Below are 22,710 nucleotides of genomic sequence, written 5' to 3' on the forward strand. Positions count from 1 at the left end.
TAGTCACTCTCCGCTAGGGCCTGTTCAGTGGCTGTGCTCGGCCGAACCCTTGCCCAGTTCGGACTTGAGGGTGAAGCTGCCGCGCGTGGCGACCTGGGCGCCGGCGGCCAAGCCTTCGCGGACTTCCACGAACCCATCCTGGCTGGCCCCGAGCACCACGGGCGTAGCCTGGAAACCCTCGGCCACGCGCACGAACACCGAAGGCCGTTCTTCCACGGTCTGGATCGCCTCCTGGGGCACGCTGACCGGCACCTCGACGGCCGCGGTGGCCACCTCGACCGCCACGAACAGGCCCGGGCGCCAGGTCTCCTTGGGGTTGGCCAGGGTCACCCGGACCGTGGCGGTGCGGGTCTGCTCCCCCAGCAGGTTGCCGACATAGGCCACCTGCCCGCGGACCTGGGAGCCCAGTTCGCTGGAGCTGACATTCACCGACTGGCCGACCCGGACCTTGTCCAGGTCCTTGGGGAATACGCCGAAGGTCGCCCAGACCCGGGACAGGTCGGACAGGGTGAAAGCCGCCGTGGTCTCGCCCACCACTTCGCCGACGCTGAGGTGCTTTTCCACCACCACGCCATCGAACGGTGCACGCATTTCATAACGGTTGCCCCCCGCCAGCTGGGCACTGCCAGCTAGCGCCGCCATCTTCTGCCGGGCGTTGCCCAGGGCGATCTCGGCCTCTTGCAGCGTCTGCCGCGCCAGCAGGTAGTCCTGCTCGGCGGAGATCTGGTCGACCCACAACTGACGCTCACGCTCGAAGGTGGTACGGGCCAGTTCCACCCGCCGGCCGGCCGCCGCCAGCTCGCTGCGCTGGTCGGAAACCTGCTGGCTGGCAATCACCGCCAGCAGGTCGCCACGCTTGACCGACTGGCCGAGGTTGGCCTGTACCGACTCCACCACCCCGGCGGCGCGCGGCACGATATGCGAGGTGCGGTCCTCGTCGAAGCGGATCTCCCCCGGCAGGCTGAGCAGGCGATCCAGACGCCGCGGGCCGGCCTCGGCCAGCTCGATCCCGGCCGCGGCGATCTGCTGGGCATCGAGTTCCACCAGGCCTTCGTGGCCCTCCTCCCCATGGCCCTGTTCGCCGTGCCCTTGCTCGGTATGCCCCGGCTCGCCATGCCCGGCGGGCGCCGTGGACGCTGAAGGCTGGCCTGTGGCCGGGGCCTGGCGATTGAACAGGCCCGGCAGCAACGAGGCCGCCAGCCCCAGGCCGGCCACCGCCACTATGGCCACAACAAGGCTGCGTTTTTTGTCCATGGATGCTCCTGAAAATGTCGAGGGTCGGCGGCGCAGGCGCGGCCTTACGAAGTAGACGGAAAGAAGAACTTCTCCAGGGCCCGGTGCAGCTCGTGCACGCACCAGTGCCGGGGGGGCTCGTGGCTGCTGGCCGGAGGCACCCTGCCGCAGTCGCTGAGCAGCAACAGGGCGAAGTACACGAGGCCCCGCAGCCAGGGTTTCACCAGCGGCTGAGGTCGCCGTAGATACGCTCGATCCGTACCCAGGCATCCGTGCTTTGCGCTACCGCCACCAGGTACTGGTTGCGGGCGCCGATCAATGTGCGCTGGGCGTCGAGCACCTCGAGAAAGCTGAATTTGCCCATCTCGAAGCCACGGGTGGCACTGTCCACCGCGCTCTGGGCGGCGGGCAGGATGGTCTGGTTGAACGACTGCACTTCACGCCGGGCGGTTTCCCACTGCTCCAGGGCCTGGCGGGTCTCGGTACGCAGGCGCAGTTCAGTGGCGTTGCGCAGGTCCCGGGCCTGGTCGGCGCGGCGCGCGGCGGAGAGCACGTTGCCCTGGTTGCGATTGAACAACGGCAACGGCATCGACAGGCCGACCAGGTTGATCCGGTCCTTCTTGCTGCCGTCTTCGTTCCTGCTGGCGTCGTATTGGCTGCCGATACTGATATCCAGGTCGGGAATGCGCTGGGCCTTTTCCAGGTCCAGGGACGCCTCGCGCTGGGCGATCTCCTGCTCTGCCAGGCGCAGCTCCGCAGTCTGGGGCAGGCGATTCAACAGCTGCGCCGGCGCCGGCGGCGCAGTGACGCCCCCGGACTGCTCCTGCACCGCGGAAAAGTCCGCGCTGGCGCTACCGGTGACCCTGGCCAGCTGCCGATAGGCGTTGTCCTGCTCCAACTGGCCACGATTGAGTTCCAGGCGGATCTCCGCCAGTTGCACCTGGGCCCGGGTGGCCTCCACCGGCGATGCCTTGCCGGCACCGACCCGCCCCTGGGCCACGGCAAGACCGCGTTCGGCCAGGGCCAGGGAGCGCCCGGCCAGTTGCGTGCGCTCCTGGGCCCGCAGCGCTGCGTAGTAGGCGTCCAGTACATCGGCGCGCAACTGGTTGCGCCGCCGATCCAGCTCCAGGTCCGCGAGCCTCTGGCCCTGGCTGGCCACCTCCACCCGCGCGCCGCGCTTGCCCCCCAGTTCCAGGGTCTGGGTGAGCTTGACCGAGGTGGTGCCCTGTCCGCGCTTGGTGTTCTCGATATCCGTGGATAGCACCGGGTTGGGAATCAGCCCGGCCTGCTGGCGGGCGCCCTGGGCTATATCGATCTCCCAGCTCGCAGCGGCCAGTTCCGGATTGTTGGCAAAAGCCTTGGCCATGGCGCTGTCCAGGCTCAACACCGGTTGCCCGGCGGCATTCGCGGCTTGCCCCGCCAGGACCAGTAATAAAGCCGTGCAACAGCGCCTTGCGGCCCGGGCGCAGATTCTCGGGAAATTCGGCATATCAGGTTCCGACCCTTGCTGAAACGAAGTCTTGGCGCAGGCACGGCGGTATATACCGGTACATATAAAATGGTTATTCGACCGATATGAATTACACCGCTGTACTTGTCGACAGGGAAATATTCAAGATCGGCCAACTTTAACTTTCGGTCCTTATCAGCAGGGTGGCGCAAAAATTACAAATCTGTAATCAAGGTTTACGGCCCAGGCTTCTGTATTAAGATCCCATCAACAAAGCCAAGGCCCACGGTACTTCCACGCCCACAAAGAGAAGTTCCACAAGCAACTTAAAAACTTACCAACGACAACTTGCCCACAACTTAAATAATAACTTTCCAGTGTTTGTCGACTACCAATATCAATTGCAGAGAACTTCCTCAATATGCGCATCCTGGTTATCGAAGACGAACTCAAGACTGCCGACTACCTGCAACAGGGATTGACGGAAAGTGGTTATATCGTGGACTGCGCCAACAGCGGCGCCGATGGCCTGTACCTGACGCGCCAGCATGCTTACGACCTGGTGATCCTGGACGTCAACCTGCCGCAGATCGACGGCTGGGGCGTGCTGGACCAGATCCGCCAGTTCAGCAATACCCGGGTCATGATGCTCAGCGCCCAGGGCCGGCTGGCGGACAAGATCCGTGGCCTGGACCTGGGGGCCGACGACTACCTGGTCAAGCCGTTCGCCTTTCCCGAACTGCTGGCCAGGGTCCGTACCCTGATGCGCCGCAGCGAGCAGTCGCCGGTACCGGATGTGCTGCGGGTCGCCGACCTGGAGCTGGACCAGGGCCGGCACCGGGCCTTTCGCGGCAAGCAGCGAATCGACCTGACCACCAAGGAGTTCGCCCTGTTGCACCTGCTGATGCGCCAGAGCGGCGTGGTGCTGTCGCGGACCCAGATCATCTCCTTCGTCTGGGACATGAACTTCGATTGTGACACCAATGTGGTGGAGGTCTCGATCCGCCGCTTGCGGGCCAAGATCGACGACCCCTTCGAGCGCAAGCTGATCCATACCTTGCGCGGTGTCGGCTATGTGCTCGAGGAGCGCGACTGAGGGCCACCCTCAGTGCTGGTGCGCCTGTTCGTGAAAGCCTGACTGCTCCACCTGCAAGGTGACGTGGGCGATCTCGAAACGCTCCTGCACCAGTTCGCTGACCTCGGCCAGGATCGCCTGCTCGTCACGGCTGCCCAACTGGGCCACCAGGTGCGCGCTGAGCACGTTCTTGCCGCTGGTCAGGGCCCAGATATGCAGGTCGTGCACATCGCTGACCCCTGGCACGCCGCGAATGCCCTGCTCCACCTGGTCGATATCGATGCCTTCGGGCACACCTTGCAGCAGCACGTTGGTGCTTTCCCGGAGCAGGGTCCAGGTCCGTGGCAGCACCCACAGGCCGATGGCCGCGGCCACCAGCGAATCGACCCAGCCCCAGCCGGTGTACATGATCACCAGTGCGGCGAGGATCACCCCCAGCGAGCCGAGCATGTCGCTCCAGACCTCCAGGTAGGCGCCCTTGACGTTGAGGCTCTGGCTGCTGCCGGAGGCCAGCAGGCTCATGGAGATCAGGTTGACGATCAGCCCCAGCACTGCGATCACCAGCATTCCCGTGGACTGGATCTCGGGCGGTGCCTGCAAGCGTTGCCAGGCCTCGAAGAGGATGTAGAAGGCCACCACGAACAACAGCAGGGCATTGAAGGCCGCGGCGAGGATTTCGAATCGCGCATAGCCGAAGGTGCGCTTGCGGTCCGCCGGGCGCTTGGCGACCTGGATCGCCACCAGGGATATCGCCAGCGCCAGGGTATCGGTGAGCATGTGCGCGGCATCCGACAACAGCGCCAGGCTACCGGTGACGAAAGCGCCGATGACCTCGGCGATCATGAAGCTGCCGGTCAGCCCCAGGGCCATCCACAATTTGCGTTCGTGCCCGGCCCGTACCTGTCCGTGACTGTGTCCTGCGCCCATGGAGCCTCCTGCGGTGTGGTGGAAAACCTCGGCCTGATGATAGTCCGGTTGAGCAACGGACAGGCTCGGCCGGGCGAATTGTCATCGGGCTGTTATCTGCCGGTTATCCAGCGTGCCACCAGGACCACTCGCGGCCCGCGCGCTCATGTCGCTTTTGTGCCGGCCGCGGCCCTGTAGAATGCCCGCTTCATTCTTCGCCCAAGGGATCGCCATGCCTCGCCAGCCCCGGATCTTCGCTCTGGCCACCGCCCTGCTGCTCGGCGCCGGCGGCGCTTGGCTGCCAGCGCGAGCAGCAGCCCTGGACTGCGCGCACATCCAATACAGCCAGCAGGTCGATCGCTGTGCCCAGCAAGACAAGGAGCTGGCCGACAGCGCTCTCAACCAGAGCTACCAGGCGCTGCTGGAGCGGGTCCACCAGCGTTATCCCGGCAACCTGCTCCAGGAGCAGGAGTACCTGGGCAAGCTGAAGAACGCCCAGCGCGCCTGGATCAAGTACCGCGACAGCACCTGCGTGCTGGAGGCGGTCGACGTGGAGCCGGGCAAACCGGCCCACACCACCTTGATCAACCGTTGCGTAACCCGCCTGAGCAACGAGCGCAGTCACTACCTGGACCAGTTGCTGGTCGACTGAAGCCAGGCCGTCAGCTCAACAGCAGCCGGCTTCCTGGACCTGGGACCGGCGGGCCTCGCCGACCCGGGTGCCGAAATACCCGGCACTGGCTGCCCCGATCGCCCCCATCACCGCGCAGAAGATCACGCAGATCCAAGGGCTCCAGGGCATCAGGGCGATCAACAGCAACGGGGTGATGCTGGCCCAGAGGGCATAGGCGATGTTGTAGGTGAAGGAAATCCCCGAGACGCGGATCCGTGCCGGGAACAGCCCGACCATCACTGACGGCACGGCCCCCACCACGCCGCACCCCAGGCCGGCGATGGCGTAGGCCAGGCCGATCCAGGCGCCACCGTTGATCAGGCAGCCGTAGAGCACGGCGATCCCCAGGGGCAGCAGCAGGCTGTAGAACATCACCGTGCGCCAGGCCCCCAGGCGGTCGACGAGCAGGCCCGCCAGGACACAGCCGAGGTTGAGGAAGACGATGCCCAGGCTGCTCAGGGCGAAGGTGTGGCTGGCGCTCATGCCGAAGCTCTTCTGCATCATGGTCGGGGTGATGACCACGAACACCACCACCGCCGAGGTCAGCACGCAAGTGAGGATCAGGGCTGGCAGGATCGCCAGGCGGTGTTCGCGCAGCACCGTGCGCAGGGGCAGTTCGCTGGCGTTCTCGCGTTGTTGCTGCAGGGCCATGAACACCGGGGTCTCGCCCAGCCAGCGACGTAGCCAGACACCGATCACGCCGAATAGCCCGCCGAGCAGGAAGGGATAGCGCCAGGCGTGGTCGAGGATTTCCTCGGGGCTGAAGACCTGGGCCAGGAGGGTCGCGGTCAACGCCCCCAGCAAATAGCCGAAGGTCAGTCCGGCCTGGAGAAACCCCAAGGCATAACCGCGATGGGCCCGGGGAGCATGCTCGGCGACGAACACCCAGGCACTGGGCACCTCGCCACCCACCGCGGCGCCTTGCAGGACCCGCAGCGCCAGCAGCAACAAGGGCGCGAAATAACCGATCTGGGCATAGGTGGGCATGCTGCCGATCAGCAGGCACGGCAGCGCCATCATCAGGATGCTCAGGCTGAAGACCTTCTTGCGCCCCAGGCGGTCGGCGAAGTGGGCCATGAGGATGCCGCCCAGGGGCCTGGCCAGGTAACCGGTGACAAAGATCCCGAAGCTCTGCAACAGCCGCAGCCACTCGGGCATTTCCGGTGGGAAGAACAGCTGGCTCAGGGTCAGGGCGAAGAATACGAAGATGATGAAGTCGTAGATTTCCAGGGCCCCGCCCAGGGCGGCCAGGCCCAGGGTCCTGTAGTCGGCGCGGGAAAAACGCGCCGTCGATTCGCTGGCAAGGGTCATGAGGGCAACTCGGGTGGCACAAGACAAGGGCGCCATGGTCTACGCAAAAGTCCCGGGGAACAAGCCGTTCCCCGCACCGGGCGCAGATTCAGTTGCCCTTGGCCAGGGCGATGGCGGCCTGGATCGCCGCGCGGGCCTGGGGGCTGTTCTTCCAGCAACTGGAACCCACCAAGGAGGAGGCCCGGGTCACGATATCCAGGGCGTCGGCGCCAGCCAGCTCGGCCAGGGAGGCGATGCCCAACTGCTCCAGGCGCCCCACCACCGTGGGTCCCACACCCTTGACCTGGAGCAGCGCGGCGCGTTCTTCGGGGGAAAATGTCATGTGCGTTCAATCCTTTGCAGTACGTGGCAATTGCCGCATTCTTGCACAGTTCTCGACCGCCCCAGCCCGGAGCGGCCGACCTCCTTACAAACATAAGAAAACACGAGGTATCCACGTGGCCGCCGATATTCAAGATAGCCGCTCCGCCCGCTTCGCCCTGCGCTGTTCGAACTGGGCCGAGCGCTGGTTTCCCGACTCCTGGGTGTTCGCCGCGCTGGCGGTGATCATCGTCGCCCTGGCCACCCTGGCCATGGGTGCCAAGCCCACCGATGCAGCCATGGCCTTTGGCGACGGTTTCTGGAGCCTGATCCCCTTCACCATGCAGATGGCCTTCGTGGTCATCGGCGGTTATGTGGTGGCCAGCTCGCCGCCAGCGGTGAAACTGATCGACAAACTGGCTCGCATCCCGGCCAACGGCCGCTCGGCGGTAGCCTGGGTGGCACTGATCTCGATGCTCGCCTCGCTGCTCAACTGGGGCCTGTCCCTGGTGTTCGGCGGCCTGCTGGTCCGGGCCCTGGCCCGGCGTACCGAGCTGCGCATGGACTACCGCGCCGCCGGCGCCGCGGCCTACCTGGGCCTGGGTGCGGTCTGGGCCCTGGGGTTGTCATCCTCGGCCGCGCAATTGCAGGCCAACCCCGGGAGCCTGCCGCCTTCGATCCTGGCCATCACCGGGGTGATCCCCTTCACCCAGACCATCTTCCTCTGGCAGTCGGGCGTACTGCTGCTGGCGCTGGTGGTGGTGTCGCTGGTGATTGCCTACGCCACCGCCCCCGGCCCCGGCAGCGCCCGTGACGCCCAGGCCTGCGGGGTCGATCCCAGCTTCAGCCTGCCCAAGGCGCAACCACGCACCCGCCCAGGCGAATGGCTGGAACACAGCCCGCTGCTGATCATCCTCCTGGCCCTGCTGGCCGCCGGCTGGCTGTATCACGAGTTCGCCACCAAGCCGGCGATCACCGCGATCTCCGGGCTCAACACCTACAACTTCCTGTTCCTGATGACCGGGGCCCTGCTGCACTGGCGCCCGCGCAGCTTTCTCGATGCCGTGGCCCGGGCGGTGCCGACCACCACCGGGGTGCTGATCCAGTTCCCGCTGTACGGCTCCATCGCGGCGCTGATGACCGTGGTCAAGGGCGTGGACGGCCAGACCCTGGCCCATCACATCTCGACCTTCTTCGTGCAGATCGCCTCCCACGATACCTACGCCTTGCTGATGGGCCTGTACTCGGCGGTACTGGGCTTCTTCATTCCCTCCGGCGGCGGCAAGTGGATCATCGAGGCGCCCTACGTGATGCAGGTGGCCAACGACCTGCAGTACCACCTGGGCTGGGCAGTGCAGATCTACAACGCTGCCGAGGCCTTGCCGAACCTGATCAACCCCTTCTACATGTTGCCGCTGCTGGGCGTGCTGGGCCTGAAGGCCCGGGACCTGATCGGCTTCTCCTTCGTCCAGTTGCTGGTACATACGCCCCTGGTGCTGATCCTGCTCTGGGCACTGGGCACGACAATGGCCTACCTGCCACCCATGACCCCCTGAGCATCGCCCAGGCTCCACAAGCCGCCCTGCGCGGCTTGTGGATAACTCCCGGCACAGCCCGGGCTTGAGCGGTTCCACCGAAGCCAACCCACCCCTGCGTCGCTGTAGCTTTTTTGTCATATTCGGTTGTTACCGTGCCTGCGAAATACTTTGTAACGATTACCCGGACAGACGAGCAAGGAGCCGCCATGAGCGACGATACCGACCCGCGTGACACCAAGGAAAACGCTGCCGAGCCCCCCACAGGCACCAGCCGCCGGCGCTTTTTGGGCGGGGCCGCGGTGCTGGGCGTCGGTGCCACCCTGGCGGCTTGCGGCAAGACCGGCGCCCCCCAGTGCAAGCCCGATGAGCGCCCGCTGTCGCCCACCGAACTGGACCAGGCGCTGCGCGAGCAGGTGCAGACCGTGGTGGTGATCTACGCCGAGAACCGCAGCTTCAACAACCTGTTCGCCAACTTCCCCGGGGTCGAGCAGCCGCTGGCGGCCCTCAAGTCCGAGGCGTTCCAACAACGCGATCGCGATGGCCGCCTGCTCGACAAGCTGCCGCCGATCTGGGGCGGCCTGCTGCAAGTCGGTCCGCAGACCCTGGATGGGGTTACCTATCCGGTGGAAAGCCAGTTCCAGGAAAACCTGCCCAACGCCCCATTCCCCCTCAAGGGACCACAGGGCGAGGACCTGCCCCTGGGCCTGGTGACCCGCGACCTGTGGCATGTGTTCTACCAGAACCAGATGCAGATCAACGGCGGCAAGAACGATGGCTTCGTCGCCTGGGCCGACTCCGGCGCCCTGCCCATGGGCTACTACGCCCAGACCCGCTACTCCCTGCGCTTGTGGGACGTGGCCCGGGAGTTCGTGCTGTGCGACAACTTCTTCCAGGGCGCTTTCGGCGGCTCCTTCCTCAACCACCAGTACCTGATCAGCGCCAGGGCGCCGTTCTACCCGGATGCAGCCAACTCGGTGGCCAAGTCGCAGATCGCCACCTTGCAGGGCGACGATCCCAAGGGCACCCGTCTCAAGCCCCTGGAGAAATCCCCGGCCAGCGCCATGGACGGTGCACCGCAATTCGGCCCCAGCGCGCTGACCCCGGACGGCTACGCGGTCAACACCATGGCCCCGCCCTACTGGCCGACCTGGATCCGCGACCCGGACCGCCCGGACTACGCCAAGCCCGACTTGCCCAGCGTATTGGTGCCCCAGACCCACGAACACATCGGCGACAAGCTGTCGAAGAAGAATGTCGACTGGGCCTGGTATGGCGGCGCCTGGCAGGCCACCCTGGAGCAGTTCAAGGATTCCGGCGGGATTCCCAAGATCCCCAACTTCCAGTACCACCACCAGCCGTTCAACTATTTCGTGCGCCAGGGCCCGGAGAACCCGGACGAGCGTGCCAAGCGCCTGCGTGACGGCGGTCTGGGCGACGAGTCGAGCAGCAACAAGTTCTTCGCCGACGCCGAGGCCGGCAAGCTGCCGGCGGTGACCTTCTACAAGCCCCAGGGCAACCTCAACCTGCACGCCGGTTATGCCGATGTCGCCGCCGGCGACCGGCACCTGGACCGGGCGCTGAAGGTGCTGCGCGAGAGCCCGCAGTGGAAAAACATGGTGGTGGTGGTCACCTTCGACGAGAACGGCGGCTGGTGGGACCACGTCGCACCGCCCCAGGGCGACCGCTGGGGCCCGGGGACGCGGATCCCGGCACTGGTGGTCTCGCCGTTCGCCCGCAAGGGCACGGTGGACCATACGGTCTATGACACCGCCTCGGTCCTGCGGCTGATCACCCGGGTGTTCCAACTCGAGACTCTCGACGGCCTCAAGGAGCGCGACCAGGCCATGGTCGCTCGTGGCCAGAAGCCCATGGGCGACCTGACCAACGCCCTGCACTTCAAGACCTGACCCGGCCCCCGGTGCGCCATTGCCGCCAACCAGGGGCGGCAATGGTTGGCGCGCCCCTATAATAGCCATGTGACATCATTTTCTTTACCCATTCCCCTGCCGGGTAATATCCTGCGCGCCTCTTATTCGTTTCAGCCGTTTTACCCCCGCCAAGGAGTTCGTCGTCATGATCGTAGGCATCGACCTGGGAACCACCAACAGCCTGGTCGCGGTCTGGCGCGAAACTACCAGCGAACTGGTGCCCAACGCCCTGGGGCAGCTCCTGACGCCCAGCGTTGTGGGCCTGGACGACGAAGGCCGGGTCCTGGTGGGCCAGGCCGCCAAGGAACGCCTGCATACCCATCCACACCTGACCACCGCGCTGTTCAAGCGCTACATGGGCAGCAACACCGAAATACGCCTGGGCGAGCGCTCCTGGCGCCCGGAAGAACTCTCGGCGCTGGTGCTCAAGAGCCTCAAGGAAGACGTCGAGCGCAGCTATGGCGAACCGGTGGTAGAAGCGGTGATCAGCGTGCCGGCCTACTTCAGCGACGCCCAGCGCAAGGCCACGCGGATCGCCGGCGAGCTGGCCGGGCTCAAGGTCGAGAAGCTGGTCAACGAACCCACTGCCGCCGCCCTGGCCTACGGCCTGCACCAGCGTGACAAGGAAACCTCGTTCCTGGTCTTCGACCTGGGCGGCGGCACCTTCGACGTGTCGATCCTGGAACTGTTCGACGGGGTCATGGAGGTCCGCGCCAGCGCCGGCGACAATTTCCTCGGTGGCGAGGACTTCGACAGCCTGTTGCTGGAGCACTTCCTCGCACAACAGGCCCAGGTGCCGGACTTCCCCGAGCGCCAGAGCGTGCTCCAGGCCCTGCGCCGCGAAGCCGAGCGCGTGCGCCGGGCCCTGGGCCAGGACAGCAGCGCCGAATTCAGCTTGCGGGTGGACGGCCGGCAGTGGACCCAGACCATCACCCAGGTCCAGTTGGCGACGCTCTGCGCGCCCCTGCTGGAACGCCTGCGCCTGCCCATCGAGCGGGCCCTGCGCGACGCGCGGATCCGGGTCAGCGACCTGGATGAAATCCTCCTGGTCGGTGGCGCCAGCCGCATGCCCCTGGTGCGCAAGCTGGCAGCCGGGCTGTTCGGCCGGTTTCCCTCGATCACCCTCGACCCGGACCAGGTGGTGGCCCAGGGCGCTGCGGTGCAGGCCGCGCTCAAGGCACGCAGCCTGGCCCTGGAAGAAGTGGTGCTGACCGACGTCTGCTCCTACACCCTGGGTATCGAGACCACCCAACAGCACGGCAACCAGTTCGAAAGCGGGCACTACCTGCCGATCATCGAGCGCAACAGCGTGGTGCCGGTGAGCCGGGTCAAGTCCGTGCAGACCCTGCACGACAATCAGGACCATGTGCTGCTGAAGATCTTCCAGGGCGAGAGCCGCCTGGTGCGCGACAACGTCGCCCTGGGCCAGCTGGAAATCAAGGTGCCCAAGCGCCCGGCCGGGGAAGTCTCGCTGGATGTGCGCTTCACCTACGACATCAACGGCCTGCTGGAGGCCCAGGTGACCATTCCCCTGACCGGGGACAGCCACTCGCTGGTGATCGAGAACAACCCGGGCGTACTGACCCCGGAGGAAATCCAGGAGCGCCTGCTGGCCCTGGCGCAACTGAAGGTCCACCCTCGGGACCAGCAGGCCAATACCCTGCTCAGCGCTCGCCTGGAACGCCTCTACCAGGAGAGCCTGGGGGAACTGCGCGAGCAGGTCGGCTACTGGGCCGGACAGTTCCAGCAGATGCTGGACACCCAGGACGAGCGCCGGATCCGTGAACTGCGCAGCCAGCTCAACGAGCAACTGCAGCGCCTGGAAAACGGCCACTGGCACTAGGAGCCACCCATGGACTGCTGGTCGGTGCTGGAGCTGCCACAAGATGCCAATGAACGAGAGATCAAACGCAGCTACGCCCGGCAGTTGAAGAGCGTGCGGCCCGACACCGATGCCGAGGGCTTCCAGCGCTTGCGCGAAGCCTACGAACGGGCCCTGCAACTGGCCCGCTGGCGAACCAGCGAGGCTGCGCACGAGGCGCAACAGCCAGCAGCCGACAACCTGCGGCAATGGTCGACCCTGGTGGAACTGGCCCCTTTGCCAGTGCCCGGCCCCGCTCCGGTGCCGGTGCCGGTGCCGGTGCCGGTGCCGGTGCCGGTGCCGGTGCCGGTGCCGGTGCTACGATCGCTGCAGGACGGCCTGGACGCCAGCAACCTGCCACAGCGCTGGCAGCAGGCCCAAGAGCAGGACTGCGCCGAACCTTTCCTCAAGCATTTGCTGGCAATCTGTTACGACACTCCCGGACAACACCTGGCGCTGATCGAATGGGCCGTGGCCCACCTGGATTGGCTGACGCCCTGGCAACGCCCGTCGATGACCGCCTTGCAGGAAGCGGTACTGGTACAAGGCCTGTTGCAGCAATATCGCCGAGTGCTGGAAGAACTGCTGGCCGCAGGCCGGGACCGGCAGTTCCTCGAATGCCTGGGCGGCTACTGCGCACAGCCCTGGCTGCAGATCTTCGACCATCGCCAGTACTGGCAGGGTGAGGTCCTGGAACTGTTGCATCAGCAGCCCTGGCCGGCGTCGGTGTTCGAAGGGGTATGCCAGCTGTTCGGCTGGGATGAAAAGCGCGGTGCGACCCCGGAACCCGAATGGATGTGGCGAGCGCTGGCCGAGCGCTACCAACAGGAAGCCTTCTACCAGAAGCTAGAGGCTGATGCCGCCAACAACGCGGATACCACGCCCCAGTCCGCAGCCGCGCGGCTGTTCCTGACCCCGCCGTCCTGGCGCCGCCAGGTCGCCCTGGTCCGTCACTTCCAGAGCGAACACTGGCAGGCCTGCCTGGAGCTGTCGCATACCTTGGCCTCGCGCTTCCCGGCCCTGGTGGAACGCCTGCCCCAGCACGACCTGTTGTTCTGGAGGAGCCTGGTTCCACGCCTGATAGGTGTAGACAACTGGATACGCTGCAGCCTGGGCAGCGGCCTGGCCCTGGGCCTGTACTTCATGCCCAGGCCAGGCTACGGCCCTGAGCTGGCGCTGATCCTGGGGCTGGTCTGCAGTGCCATGCTGGGAGGGTTCGGGATCCTCCTGCTCAGCAATTGGCAACAATTGATTGGCCACTTGCTGTTACCGGACCTGTGGTTGACCGAGCGCCTGGTGCCCAAGCGCCTGAATTCAAGGAGCTACTGGCTCATCCTGCGCCACGGAGTGCCGCAATTGGTGATGCTGGCGCTGTTCGGCTTCTGGCTCGGTCTGCTCGGAATGCTCGGCTATCTGGGCTTTGTCCTGATCGGTTGGCTGCACTCAGGACGCATCGGCCAGGCGAACCCGCAATTCCATGCCCGGCATCCGTGGCTGGGGGCACTGCACTGGAATCACTTCAGCCCATGGCAACCGGTGTACCTGTTGCTCATGGTGGTGCTCGTACGCGCCTGCCAGATCCATGGCCTGGGCTTTCCCCTGACTCGCCTGATCCCGGGGTAGGTACCGACAAGCGGCCGGATGGAAGGTATTTTTTCAGCGCTGGCTGTCGCTGCGCCCGGCGCTGTACCAGTATGTCTTGCCCCCTTCGACGGGGTTCACGCTGAAAAGGATCTGAGCATGTTGAAACTCGCAGGACTGACCCTCGCGCTGGCCGCCGCTACGCTGAGTTCCACCGTCATGGCCGATGTCGAGGTCGACCTGGGCAGCCCGCAACGGGTGACCCGGCTGTTCGCCTTTCCCAACAACTGCAACGTCATCTGCTATCGCGACTGGACCCTGGAACAGACGGTGGCGCACTATCTGACCCAGAGCGTGCAACGCGATGGCTATGCCAACGCCAAGGTCAGCGTCAAGACCGCTGGCGACAAGGTCCTGGCCTCGTTCAGCGGGGTTCCGGCGGGCTACGGCAAGCCCCTGGGCGCCTTGCTGGACGCCGGCGACCTGGCCTACAAGGGCGCCAGCCAACTCAACAGCGACGGCAAGTGGGCCTACAGCTGGTACCTGTTCCTGCCCTTGGGCATGGCCCTGGAAAACCGCAAGAGCGTAGAGCTCCTGCACTTCCCGCCGGACTACTCCCTGACCCAGGCCCAGGACTACCTCGAATCGGCTACCACCGATCGCTGGGCCACCCTGCTGGTCGCCAACGGCATCGACGCCACGCAGACCCCGGCCTACCAGACCATCGTCGACATCGCGCCGATCGCCGCACCGTCCAATGCCGGCAAGGACCTGGAAGGCGTCTACGGCTACTTCAACAACTACCAGACCACCATGGTCAAGGAGGTCAGCCAGGGCAGCAGCGGCGCCGCCCTGCCGATGGTGGCCTTCGGTGCGCCGGTGCGCAGCTGGCTCAAGCAGCAGTACGGGGTAACGGTGAATGTGCTGGGCCTGGCGCAGATCAGCCCCAGTGCCGGACTCAAGGTGCCGGTACTGGGCTCCAACCACCCGAGCTACATCTGGTATGCGGCAGATCCGGCCAACTACGACGATGATGAAACCAAGGCCGATGCCGCGGGCTTGAAGGTGATGGGCCAGGATTTGAGCGCGGCCTGCTGGCAGGCGGGAATGGGCAGCAAGCCGGGTAGCGATGCGCAGGCGCAGTTGAACAGTTGCACCCAGACCTGGCAGGTGACGCAGAAGGCCAAGACCTGCGAGTTGTTCTACACCTCGATCCGCAAGCTGGACCAGCAGCAGGCAGCGGCCAAGTGCGCCAGCGCAGCGGTCAAGAGCCAGTTGCTGCAGCTCCAGTCCCCCGCACCGGCGCCCAGCACCGAAGTGCCACACCTGTGAGGTCGCGCCAGCGTCGGCCCGGACCGGGCTGGGCCGGGCCGGCGCTGGACGCTGCAGGTGCCTCAGGGCGAGCCCACCGGGCGCAGGCGGTACTGCGGCGGCAACTGCTCGGGGCCGCTGATGGTGGTGTTCAGGCTCTTCCAGCGGCCGTCCTTGATCCCATAGATGCAGCCGTGGATCGACAGGCTCTGCCCACGATGCCAGGCGTTCTGCACGATGCTGGTGTGACCGACGTTGGCCACTTGCTGGATCACGTTGAGTTCACACAGGCGGTCGACCCGCTCCTCTTCCGTGGTCAGGGCCCCCAGCGCATCACGGTGTTCGTAGTAAAGGTCGCGGATCGAACGCAGCCAGCCATCGATCAGGCCCAGCTGGCGGTCCTGCATCGAGGCCCGTACACCGCCACAGCCATAATGGCCGGTGACCAGGATGTGCTTGACCTTGAGTACATCCACCGCGTACTGGATCACCGACAGGCAGTTGAGGTCGGTGTGCAGCACCACATTGGCCACGTTACGGTGTACGAACAGGTCGCCCGGCAACATGCCGACAATCTCGTTGGCCGGCACCCGTGCGTCCGAACAGCCGATCCACAGGTACTCCGGGGTCTGCTGGCGGGCCAGCTTGGAGAAGAACTCCGGATCCTGCTGCTTGATCGCTTCGGCCCAACGCTCGTTGTTATCAATCAGGTCTTGTAGTTCGTTCATGCTGTGAAGCCTCAGGAATGATGCGCAGGTTTGACAGACGACCTCCGGCCGGGGTCACGCGCGATGCGGCAGATACCGGTCATCCCATGGGGGGAATCTTCGGCAAGGGGCTCGGTCCACCCCTACAAGCCCCTGAAGTTCGAGGACCTTCCATGACTGAACCACGACGCCCCTACAACGCGCCCCAACCCGAGCCCATCGATGACGACCAGGACCGCATGGGTTCGATGGAGGAATTGCATTTCGACGACCAGGCCCCGGTGGCTGGCGGCGACGGCCCGGCCACCGAGGATGGGTCCACCGCGAACGACCTGAGCCCGGAGATCCTGACGCCGGAAGATGGCGCCCGCTCCGTCCGGGAGAAAGGGGCCAGCCGGCCCGCCGACTGGGACCTGAGCATCGTCGACGATTCGCAGATCGGTGGTGGCTCGGGCCTGGATGAAGCCGAGCTGGCCAGGCGCAAGCCACTGGATGACCAGCGCTGAGGAAAGCGCTGGCTGGCGCGGTTCAATCCACCAGGGTACAGGCCATGACCAGCGCGTCTTCGCGCCCGCCTACCGCCGGGTAGTAGTCGCGGCGGCGCCCGACCTCGTTGAAGCCATAACGCTCGTACAACCGATAGGCGGTCTGGTTGCTGGAGCGCACTTCCAGGAAGCATTCCCGGGCGTCCTTCTGGTAGGCACGCTTCATCAGTGCCTCCAGCAGGTGCAGGCCCAGGCCGCGGCCCTGGTTTTCCGGCTTGACGGTGATGTTCAGCAGATGGGCTTCGTCGATGATCACCTGGATCACCCCATGCCCCACTTGCTGGCTGCCTTCGAACATCAGCCAGACTTCATAGGATTTGAAGGCATCCATGAAGATGCCGCGGGTCCAGGGGTGGCTGAACGCGGCATATTCGATCTTCAGGATGGCATCCAGGTCCGCCTCGGTGGCCAGGCGGAAGGTCAACGCGTCACTCATCGCTACTCTTACTCATCATTGCTTTTCCAGCGCGCCATCAACCGGCGCATGGCTTGCCAGACGTCGGCCTTGCGCTGCGGCTCGTCCATCAACAGTTCCAGCCCGGGCAAGGCCCAGGCCGAGCCCAGGCCCTCGACCTCCAGCTCACGGTTGTAGGACTCGGCATCGGCCTCGCCGGCAAAACGTATGGCCGGCAGGCCCACCAGCCACAGGCAGGCGCAGGGTTGTTCTTCGACCCGCATGCCGACGAAGGCCTGGACGAAATCCCGCGCGGCCTCGGGCCCCTGGTCCAGGTTGCCGCGGGTCAGGCGCGGCCAGCGCACCGGCTCGGCGAGGATCTGCGGGCTGTCCGGCAGGCCGGCGGCGCGCAGCATGTCCTTGAGCAGCAGGTAGGCCGGGTCGCGGCTCTGGAACGCCTCGCCGGTGGGCAATTCCACCAGCAACAGGCAATGTCCGGCCCGCAACAGTTGCAGGGCGAAGCGCGGCGGTGGGACCACCGGCGCCTTGACCACCGGGGCGGCTTCCTCGTCCTCGACCACGGGCTTGGCGACCGGGCGGGCAGAGGCCGCAGCCGGGCGCGGCACTTCGATCTTCGGCCGCTCGACACTGCGCGCCAGCGGGGCCGCTGCGGCCCGAGCCTCGGCGACGGGCGCAGGCGGCGCCTCCACCACCGGCTCCGGCAAAACCAGCAATTCGGGGCGCGAGGGGGCGGCAAAGGGCAATTCGCTGCGCGGCAACCAACTGACCACCTGCATGGCGGACAGATAAGCGCGACGACGGGACTCGATAAGCAAGGGTCGGCCACTTGTGGATAACTGAGGTGGGGGATTCTACCGTCCTTCGCCGAAGATCGCCCGCAGTTGATGCAGCGCAAAAGCGACAGTCCGTCTCCTTACTGGATCCTGGGTGAATCGTCGGCCCCCTGATGCAGTACAATCGCCGCTTTTCATTGCCAACCAGCCGGCCATTCCGATGATCGAACCCAAGCGCGTGTTGCGCGCCCTCGCCGAACACTGGGCACTTCTGGAGCCACTGTGCGAGCACTTCGACCAAGGCACCCTGAGTCTTGCCGAACTGCGCTCACAACTGGCCACCCAGCAACTGGACAGTACGCCCCAGGACATCACCAACCTGCTGGACGTATGGATACGCCTGGACATCCTGGTCCCGGTGGCGAAAAGCCCGAACCGCTTCGAGCTCAACGCGCAGATCCACGACTTCCTCGCCTACCTGCGGCGTGAACACCGCCTGGGCCTGTGCCTGGAGATCGAAGCCTACCTGCGCCACCTGGAGCGCCTGGCAGGTTACATCCAGGACGCCTTCGAGATCCGCGACGGCCACGACCTGGCGCGCCAGCTGCGCCTGCTGGACATGCGGGTACGCGATGTCCTGAAGAAACTCGCCAACGACGAACAGGCCCTGGTGGCGGTGGCCGAACGGGCCAAGACCAGCGACCGGCAGATCCCCCTGCGCCAGCGCTACGCCGAGGTGCTGGCCACCTGGGACGAATACGTCGAGCCGATGATCCAGCTGGTGAACGCCGACGGCGCCTTCGAGCAGGGCGTGCGCAAGGTGGAGAACGTGCTGCTGCGCATGCTCACCGAACAGCAGCGCCTGGGCCACCTGGTGGACGACGACATGCTGCTGCGCACCCACGCGCGGATCCTGGAGATGCAGACCAGCGCCCAGCTGACCCTGCGCCATGCCCGGGAACTGCTGCTGCCGCTGCGCGAAGAGGCCCGCCGGCACAACGCCGTGACCCGCGGTGCGGCCCTGGCCCTGTCGGTCATCCGGCGCAAGGGCATCGATGCGGTGCCCCAGGCGGCGATGCCGATGTTCACCCGCCCGCAGAGTACCTTCCTCGGCAGCTCCGGCCAGGTGGAGGCCTATGTCTACGCCCTGGCCCGCTTCGAGCCCAAGCCGGCGCGCTTCCCCAAGGCCCACAAGACCCACAAGGGCCTGGCCCCCAAGGCGCCGCGCACGGTCCGGGAAATGCTCGAGCGTTGCGAGAACGCGCTGCCGATGCCGGACCTGATGAGCTGGCTGCTGGACCAGGAACCGGACGGCGCCACCGACGAGCTGCTGTACTGGTTCTCCCGCCTGTCCCGGGAAAAACGCTTCAAGCGCGAGCGTCTCGAACGCCGCGAATACCACACCCAGGAGCACCAGGTCAGCCTGCGCTCCTTCGCCCTGCTCTCGGCTCGCGACGACCAGCCCGAGCAAACTGCGAGTAATGCCAATGCATCTTGATCTTTCCGAACTGTCCCAGCTGGCGCCGATCTTCCGCGAGCTGTTCAAGGGCTACCACGTCAGCCGCCGCGATCCGGAGCTGTACGCGCAACTGTCGAATTTCCAGGACCAGTACCGCACCCTGTTCAAGGCCCTGGGCTTCGAGCTGGTGTGCGATACCCGCGGCTTCTATTACTTCGTGCCGGAAAACGCCGCGGCGCAGGTGAACAAGACCGCCCAGCGCCTGGCGCTGTTCACCTTCATCCTGGTGGAGCACCTGGCCGACCAGGGCCGCGACCCGATCGCCGTGCTCGACGGCGGCAGCCTGGGTCGCGACGAGCTGCCCTCGCTGCTGGACAAGTACCGCGACCTGTTCATCCAGGCCGAAGTGCAGACCCAGGAAGAGCTGGAAGAAAAGATCATGCGCCGCATGACCCAGCTGGGCTTCGCCCTGGAGGAGCCGGGGATCTACCGCTTCCTGCCGCCGATGCACCGCTTCCTCGACGTCTGCCTGTCGGTACAGCAAGACCGCGACCTGGCGGCCAGCCTGCACAGCGTGCTGCCATTGCCGACCCCGGTGCTGGTGGACGAGGACAGCGACGAGAAACTGCTGCAAACCGATGACCCGCTGGACCTGAGCGAATTCGACGAGTCCGAGGAAAGTGAAGAAGACGCGCTGGCCCGAGCCATCGCCGAAGAACAGGAGCTCGACGCATGAGCAAGGAACGCTACGGCATCCGCCGCTTTGCCCTTTTGAACACCGCTGGCTACAGCCTGGGCCTGTTCCCCCTGGAAGAGCCGCTGTCGGTCTACGGTGCGAACAACCTGGGCAAGTCGGCGTCGATCAACGCCCTGCAATTCCCGATCCTGGCGCGCATGTCGGACATGAGCTTCGGCAAGTACAGCCTGGAGCAGTCGCGGCGCTTCTACTTCGCCTCCGACACCAGCTACATCCTGGTGGAAGTCTCGCTGCCCCACGGCCCCCACGTCATCGGCGTGTCGGGACGCGGACCGGGTGGTGGCTTCGGCCACCAGTTCTTCGCCTACGCCGGGCAACTGGACCTGGCCCACTACCAGAAGGACGACACCTGCCTGCGGCAGAAAGAGCTGTTCACCAACCTGGAGCGCCATGGCCTGAAGGCCTACGAGCTCAAGCCCGATGAACTGCGGCGCCTGCTGGTCGGTGGCCACACCTCGATCCCCCTGGACCTGACCCTGATCCCGCTGCGCTCCACCAGCGAACAGAGCCTGAAGACCTTCCGCGCGCTGTTCATCAACCTGCTGCACATGCGCGAAATCACCGCGGCCAAGCTCAAGCAGCTGTTCCTCGATGCCTTCGAGCACAGCCTGCGCTCGGGCAGCGTCGACTACATCGCCGCCTGCGACGAGGCGTTCCGCGATGTGCGGCGCATGGAGCAGGACTACAACTCCCTGGTGGCTGCCGGCCCGCTGGTGGAGGCCCTGGCCAACGGCGTGAAGCAACGGGACATCCTGCGCGGCAAGCTGCATCGCCTGTCGCCGCTGCTGGACTCGCTGTTGGGCACTTGGTCGGACTACGCCAGTGCGCGCAAGGAAGAGCTGACCATCCAGGCCGAGCACTACCGCAACGAGCAGGACGCCCTGCAGAACGACCAGCGCAGCAGCACCCAGGAAATGATGCGCCTGGAGCGGGAAATCACCGGTACCCAGCGCTGGCTGGGTGAGCTGTCGGTGCTCAAGCACCGCTTCGCCCTGGTGGATGACGTCAAGGTGCTGGAGCAGCAACTGCTGGCGGCCAAGGATGCCCACGACGAACTGGCCGGCGCCCTGGCCCAGTCCCGGCAGTTCTCCGCCGAAGACCTGGAAGAGCGCCTGCGCGACCTGGAAAAACGCCTGAAGTCGGTGAAGCAGCAGCTCGACCACGCCGACAACAACAGCTACGCCCGCCTGCGCGAGGAGTTCTCCCAGCAGGATGTGGAACGCCTGATGCGCCTGTTCAACAGCGCGCTGTTCAGCCTGCCCCTGGGCGAGCATGGCATCGCCCTGGACGACAATGGCGACTGGGTGAAGTCCGTGGAGCTGATCCTCGACGGCTTCAAGGGCGAGCGTTTCGAAGTGCCCGGGCTGACCATCGACATCTCCCATATCGAACCACCGGCGTTGCAGGCCCTGGCCGACCGCGCGGCACTGCGCGACCAGAAGGAGCGCCTGGAGAAGGAGCTCAAGCAGCTCAAGACCCAGGCCGCCGTGGCTGCCGACCGCGCCGCGAGCAAGACCCAGACCGAGGCCCTGTACCAGCAGGTACTGGATGCGCAGAAAGCCCTGGAAGACTTCCGCCGGACCCAGACCCTGAGCGCCGAGGAAGGCGAGAAGCTGGAACAGCTGGCGCAGATGGAGGCCGCCCAGGACGAACTCAAGCGCTCCAGCGACGCCTTCACCGAGCGCGTCCAGCAACTGTCGGCCAAGCTGCAACTGGTGGGTCGCCAGATCAGCGACATGGAAGCCAAGCAGCGCACCCTCGACGACGCCCTGCGCCGTCGCCAGCTGCTGCCGGCGGACCTGCCGTTCGGCACACCGTTCATGGACCCGGTGGATGACTCCATGGACAACCTGCTGCCGCTGCTCAACGACTACCAGGACAGCTGGCAGGGCCTGCAGCGGGTCGATGGCCAGATCGAGGCGTTGTATGCCCAGGTGCGCCTCAAGGGCGTGGCCAAGTTCGACAGCGAGGATGATGTCGAGCGTCGCCTGCAATTGCTGATCAACGCCTATTCGCACCGCACCGAGGAAGCCCTGACCCTGGGCAAGGCACGCCGTGCGGCGGTCACCGACATCGCCCGGACCCTGCGCAATATCCGCAGCGACTACGACAGCCTGGAACACCAGCTGGCGCTGTTCAACCGCGAGATCAACAAGCGCCAGGTTTCCAACCTGCAGAGCTTCCGCATCGTCCTGGCGCCGAACAAGGAGGCGCTCAAGCACATCGACCAGATCATCCACAGCGCCGGCCAGTACGAGGAAGGCGAGACCCTGTCGGTGTTCGACCTGAGCCAGAGCGCCGAGCAGGACAACAAGAACGAAGAGGCCAAGGAGTACCTGGCGCGGCTGGTGGCGGCCAACCACAACCAGCTGGGCCTGAAGGACCTGTTCGAGCTGGCGTTCGAGATCACCAAGGTCAACGGCCAGCCGGTGATCCATACCGACATCGATGGCGCGGCGTCCAACGGCACCACCATGACCATCAAGGCGCTGACCAACATGTACTTGTTGCTGCACTTGATGGACCGCGACCAGGCCGGGCGTATCCGCCTGCCCTACTACCTCGACGAGGCGGCGGACATCGACGAACGCAACCAGGCGGCGCTGCTCGAGACCAGCCTGCAACTGGGCTTCGTGCCGATCCTGGCCAGTGTGAAGCCGCAGGTTTCGGCCCAGGTGGCCATCGACCTGGAAGGCGGTAGCGGTCCGAACGGCATCTATATCGATGAAGCGGACTGGAAGTTCATCCGGCGCCACGACCAGGTCAAGGCGGTGATGAACGAACAAGCCGAGGATGAAGCACAGGCGGAGTTGGACGAAGCCTGATTTCCCTGCGCTGAAACACAAAGGCCGCCCTCTTGCGAGGGCGGCCTTTTTTATTGGGTTGG

The 22,710-nt window shown here is 65.5% G+C and carries 19 protein-coding genes; 11 read left to right on the forward strand and 8 right to left on the reverse strand.

What is annotated here, in order from left to right; translation table 11 throughout:
* Positions 1 to 24: 24 nt before the first annotated feature.
* Together C4K40_RS26550 and C4K40_RS26555 are read right to left on the reverse strand one after the other, a co-directional pair.
* Positions 25 to 1,254: an efflux RND transporter periplasmic adaptor subunit gene (locus C4K40_RS26550; protein ID WP_022640941.1), complete on the reverse strand. Its 1,230-nt coding sequence runs from the start codon at positions 1,252 to 1,254 to the stop codon at positions 25 to 27.
* A gap of 199 nt (positions 1,255 to 1,453) precedes the next feature.
* Positions 1,454 to 2,722 carry a TolC family protein gene (locus C4K40_RS26555; RefSeq protein ID WP_053132101.1) on the reverse strand — a complete coding sequence of 423 codons (1,269 nt, stop codon included), beginning with the start codon at positions 2,720 to 2,722 and terminating at the stop codon, positions 1,454 to 1,456.
* Positions 2,723 to 3,104: 382 nt separating this feature from the next.
* Between C4K40_RS26555 and C4K40_RS26560 the strand changes: the two genes are divergently transcribed.
* Positions 3,105 to 3,779, forward strand: a complete 675-nt coding sequence (locus tag C4K40_RS26560) for a heavy metal response regulator transcription factor (protein ID WP_053132105.1) — start codon at positions 3,105 to 3,107, stop codon at positions 3,777 to 3,779.
* Positions 3,780 to 3,788: 9 nt separating this feature from the next.
* Here C4K40_RS26560 and C4K40_RS26565 read toward each other — a convergent pair whose 3' ends face one another.
* Positions 3,789 to 4,685, reverse strand: a complete 897-nt coding sequence (locus C4K40_RS26565) for a cation diffusion facilitator family transporter (RefSeq protein WP_053132110.1) — start codon at positions 4,683 to 4,685, stop codon at positions 3,789 to 3,791.
* Between the two features lie 211 nt (positions 4,686 to 4,896).
* Between C4K40_RS26565 and C4K40_RS26570 the strand changes: the two genes are divergently transcribed.
* Positions 4,897 to 5,316, forward strand: a complete 420-nt coding sequence (locus C4K40_RS26570; RefSeq protein WP_053132113.1) for a lysozyme inhibitor LprI family protein — start codon at positions 4,897 to 4,899, stop codon at positions 5,314 to 5,316.
* A 15-nt stretch (positions 5,317 to 5,331) separates the two neighbouring features.
* Here the strand turns inward: C4K40_RS26570 and C4K40_RS26575 are convergent, their stop codons facing one another.
* The gene (locus C4K40_RS26575; RefSeq protein ID WP_053132115.1) at positions 5,332 to 6,648 is read right to left on the reverse strand and encodes an MFS transporter; all 1,317 of its coding nucleotides are present in this window, start codon (positions 6,646 to 6,648) and stop codon (positions 5,332 to 5,334) included.
* Positions 6,649 to 6,736: 88 nt separating this feature from the next.
* Positions 6,737 to 6,970 carry a Pathogenicity locus gene (locus C4K40_RS26580; RefSeq protein ID WP_053132117.1) on the reverse strand — a complete coding sequence of 78 codons (234 nt, stop codon included), beginning with the start codon at positions 6,968 to 6,970 and terminating at the stop codon, positions 6,737 to 6,739.
* A gap of 115 nt (positions 6,971 to 7,085) precedes the next feature.
* Here C4K40_RS26580 and C4K40_RS26585 point away from each other — a divergent pair, with 115 nt between their 5' ends.
* From C4K40_RS26585 to C4K40_RS26605, 5 genes are all read left to right on the forward strand, one after another.
* Complete coding sequence (locus C4K40_RS26585; RefSeq protein WP_053132119.1) at positions 7,086 to 8,504, forward strand: short-chain fatty acid transporter; 1,419 nt, start codon at positions 7,086 to 7,088, stop codon at positions 8,502 to 8,504.
* Between the two features lie 188 nt (positions 8,505 to 8,692).
* The gene (acpA, locus tag C4K40_RS26590; RefSeq protein ID WP_053132121.1) at positions 8,693 to 10,393 is read left to right on the forward strand and encodes an acid phosphatase; all 1,701 of its coding nucleotides are present in this window, start codon (positions 8,693 to 8,695) and stop codon (positions 10,391 to 10,393) included.
* Between the two features lie 166 nt (positions 10,394 to 10,559).
* Positions 10,560 to 12,257 (forward strand): molecular chaperone HscC, encoded by a 1,698-nt coding sequence (locus C4K40_RS26595; protein WP_053132124.1) that lies wholly within the window; start codon positions 10,560 to 10,562, stop codon positions 12,255 to 12,257.
* Between the two features lie 9 nt (positions 12,258 to 12,266).
* Positions 12,267 to 13,898 carry a J domain-containing protein gene (locus tag C4K40_RS26600; RefSeq protein WP_053132128.1) on the forward strand — a complete coding sequence of 544 codons (1,632 nt, stop codon included), beginning with the start codon at positions 12,267 to 12,269 and terminating at the stop codon, positions 13,896 to 13,898.
* Positions 13,899 to 14,015: 117 nt separating this feature from the next.
* Positions 14,016 to 15,188 (forward strand): hypothetical protein, encoded by a 1,173-nt coding sequence (locus C4K40_RS26605; protein WP_053132131.1) that lies wholly within the window; start codon positions 14,016 to 14,018, stop codon positions 15,186 to 15,188.
* A 62-nt stretch (positions 15,189 to 15,250) separates the two neighbouring features.
* Here the strand turns inward: C4K40_RS26605 and can are convergent, their stop codons facing one another.
* Entirely contained in the window at positions 15,251 to 15,895 is a 645-nt protein-coding gene (can, locus tag C4K40_RS26610) for a carbonate dehydratase (protein WP_053132134.1), read from the reverse strand.
* 152 nt (positions 15,896 to 16,047) lie between these two features.
* On the opposite strand from can, the gene C4K40_RS26615 reads away from it, so the two are divergent.
* A complete protein-coding gene (locus C4K40_RS26615) occupies positions 16,048 to 16,380 on the forward strand; it encodes a hypothetical protein (RefSeq protein WP_053132136.1) in 333 nt (110 codons plus the stop codon).
* Positions 16,381 to 16,402: 22 nt separating this feature from the next.
* Here the strand turns inward: C4K40_RS26615 and rimI are convergent, their stop codons facing one another.
* Entirely contained in the window at positions 16,403 to 16,855 is a 453-nt protein-coding gene (gene rimI, locus C4K40_RS26620; RefSeq protein WP_053132139.1) for a ribosomal protein S18-alanine N-acetyltransferase, read from the reverse strand.
* 8 nt (positions 16,856 to 16,863) lie between these two features.
* A complete protein-coding gene (locus C4K40_RS26625) occupies positions 16,864 to 17,649 on the reverse strand; it encodes an energy transducer TonB (RefSeq protein WP_083456913.1) in 786 nt (261 codons plus the stop codon).
* A 178-nt stretch (positions 17,650 to 17,827) separates the two neighbouring features.
* Here C4K40_RS26625 and mksB point away from each other — a divergent pair, with 178 nt between their 5' ends.
* From mksB to mksF, 3 genes are read left to right on the forward strand one after another with little or no spacing between them, the layout of a single operon-like run.
* The gene (gene mksB, locus C4K40_RS26630) at positions 17,828 to 19,105 is read left to right on the forward strand and encodes an Mks condensin complex protein MksB (RefSeq protein ID WP_053132175.1); all 1,278 of its coding nucleotides are present in this window, start codon (positions 17,828 to 17,830) and stop codon (positions 19,103 to 19,105) included.
* On the forward strand, positions 19,095 to 19,802 hold the full coding sequence (gene mksE, locus C4K40_RS26635; protein WP_053132143.1) for an Mks condensin complex protein MksE: 708 nt from the start codon (positions 19,095 to 19,097) through the stop codon (positions 19,800 to 19,802). The genes mksB and mksE overlap by 11 nt, the downstream gene beginning before the upstream one ends.
* Complete coding sequence (gene mksF / locus C4K40_RS26640) at positions 19,799 to 22,648, forward strand: Mks condensin complex protein MksF (protein ID WP_053132145.1); 2,850 nt, start codon at positions 19,799 to 19,801, stop codon at positions 22,646 to 22,648. The genes mksE and mksF overlap by 4 nt, the downstream gene beginning before the upstream one ends.
* Positions 22,649 to 22,710: the final 62 nt, after the last annotated feature.

Source organism: Pseudomonas sp. CMR5c (assembly GCF_003850545.1).
Classification (GTDB): Bacteria; Pseudomonadota; Gammaproteobacteria; order Pseudomonadales; family Pseudomonadaceae; genus Aquipseudomonas; species Aquipseudomonas piscis.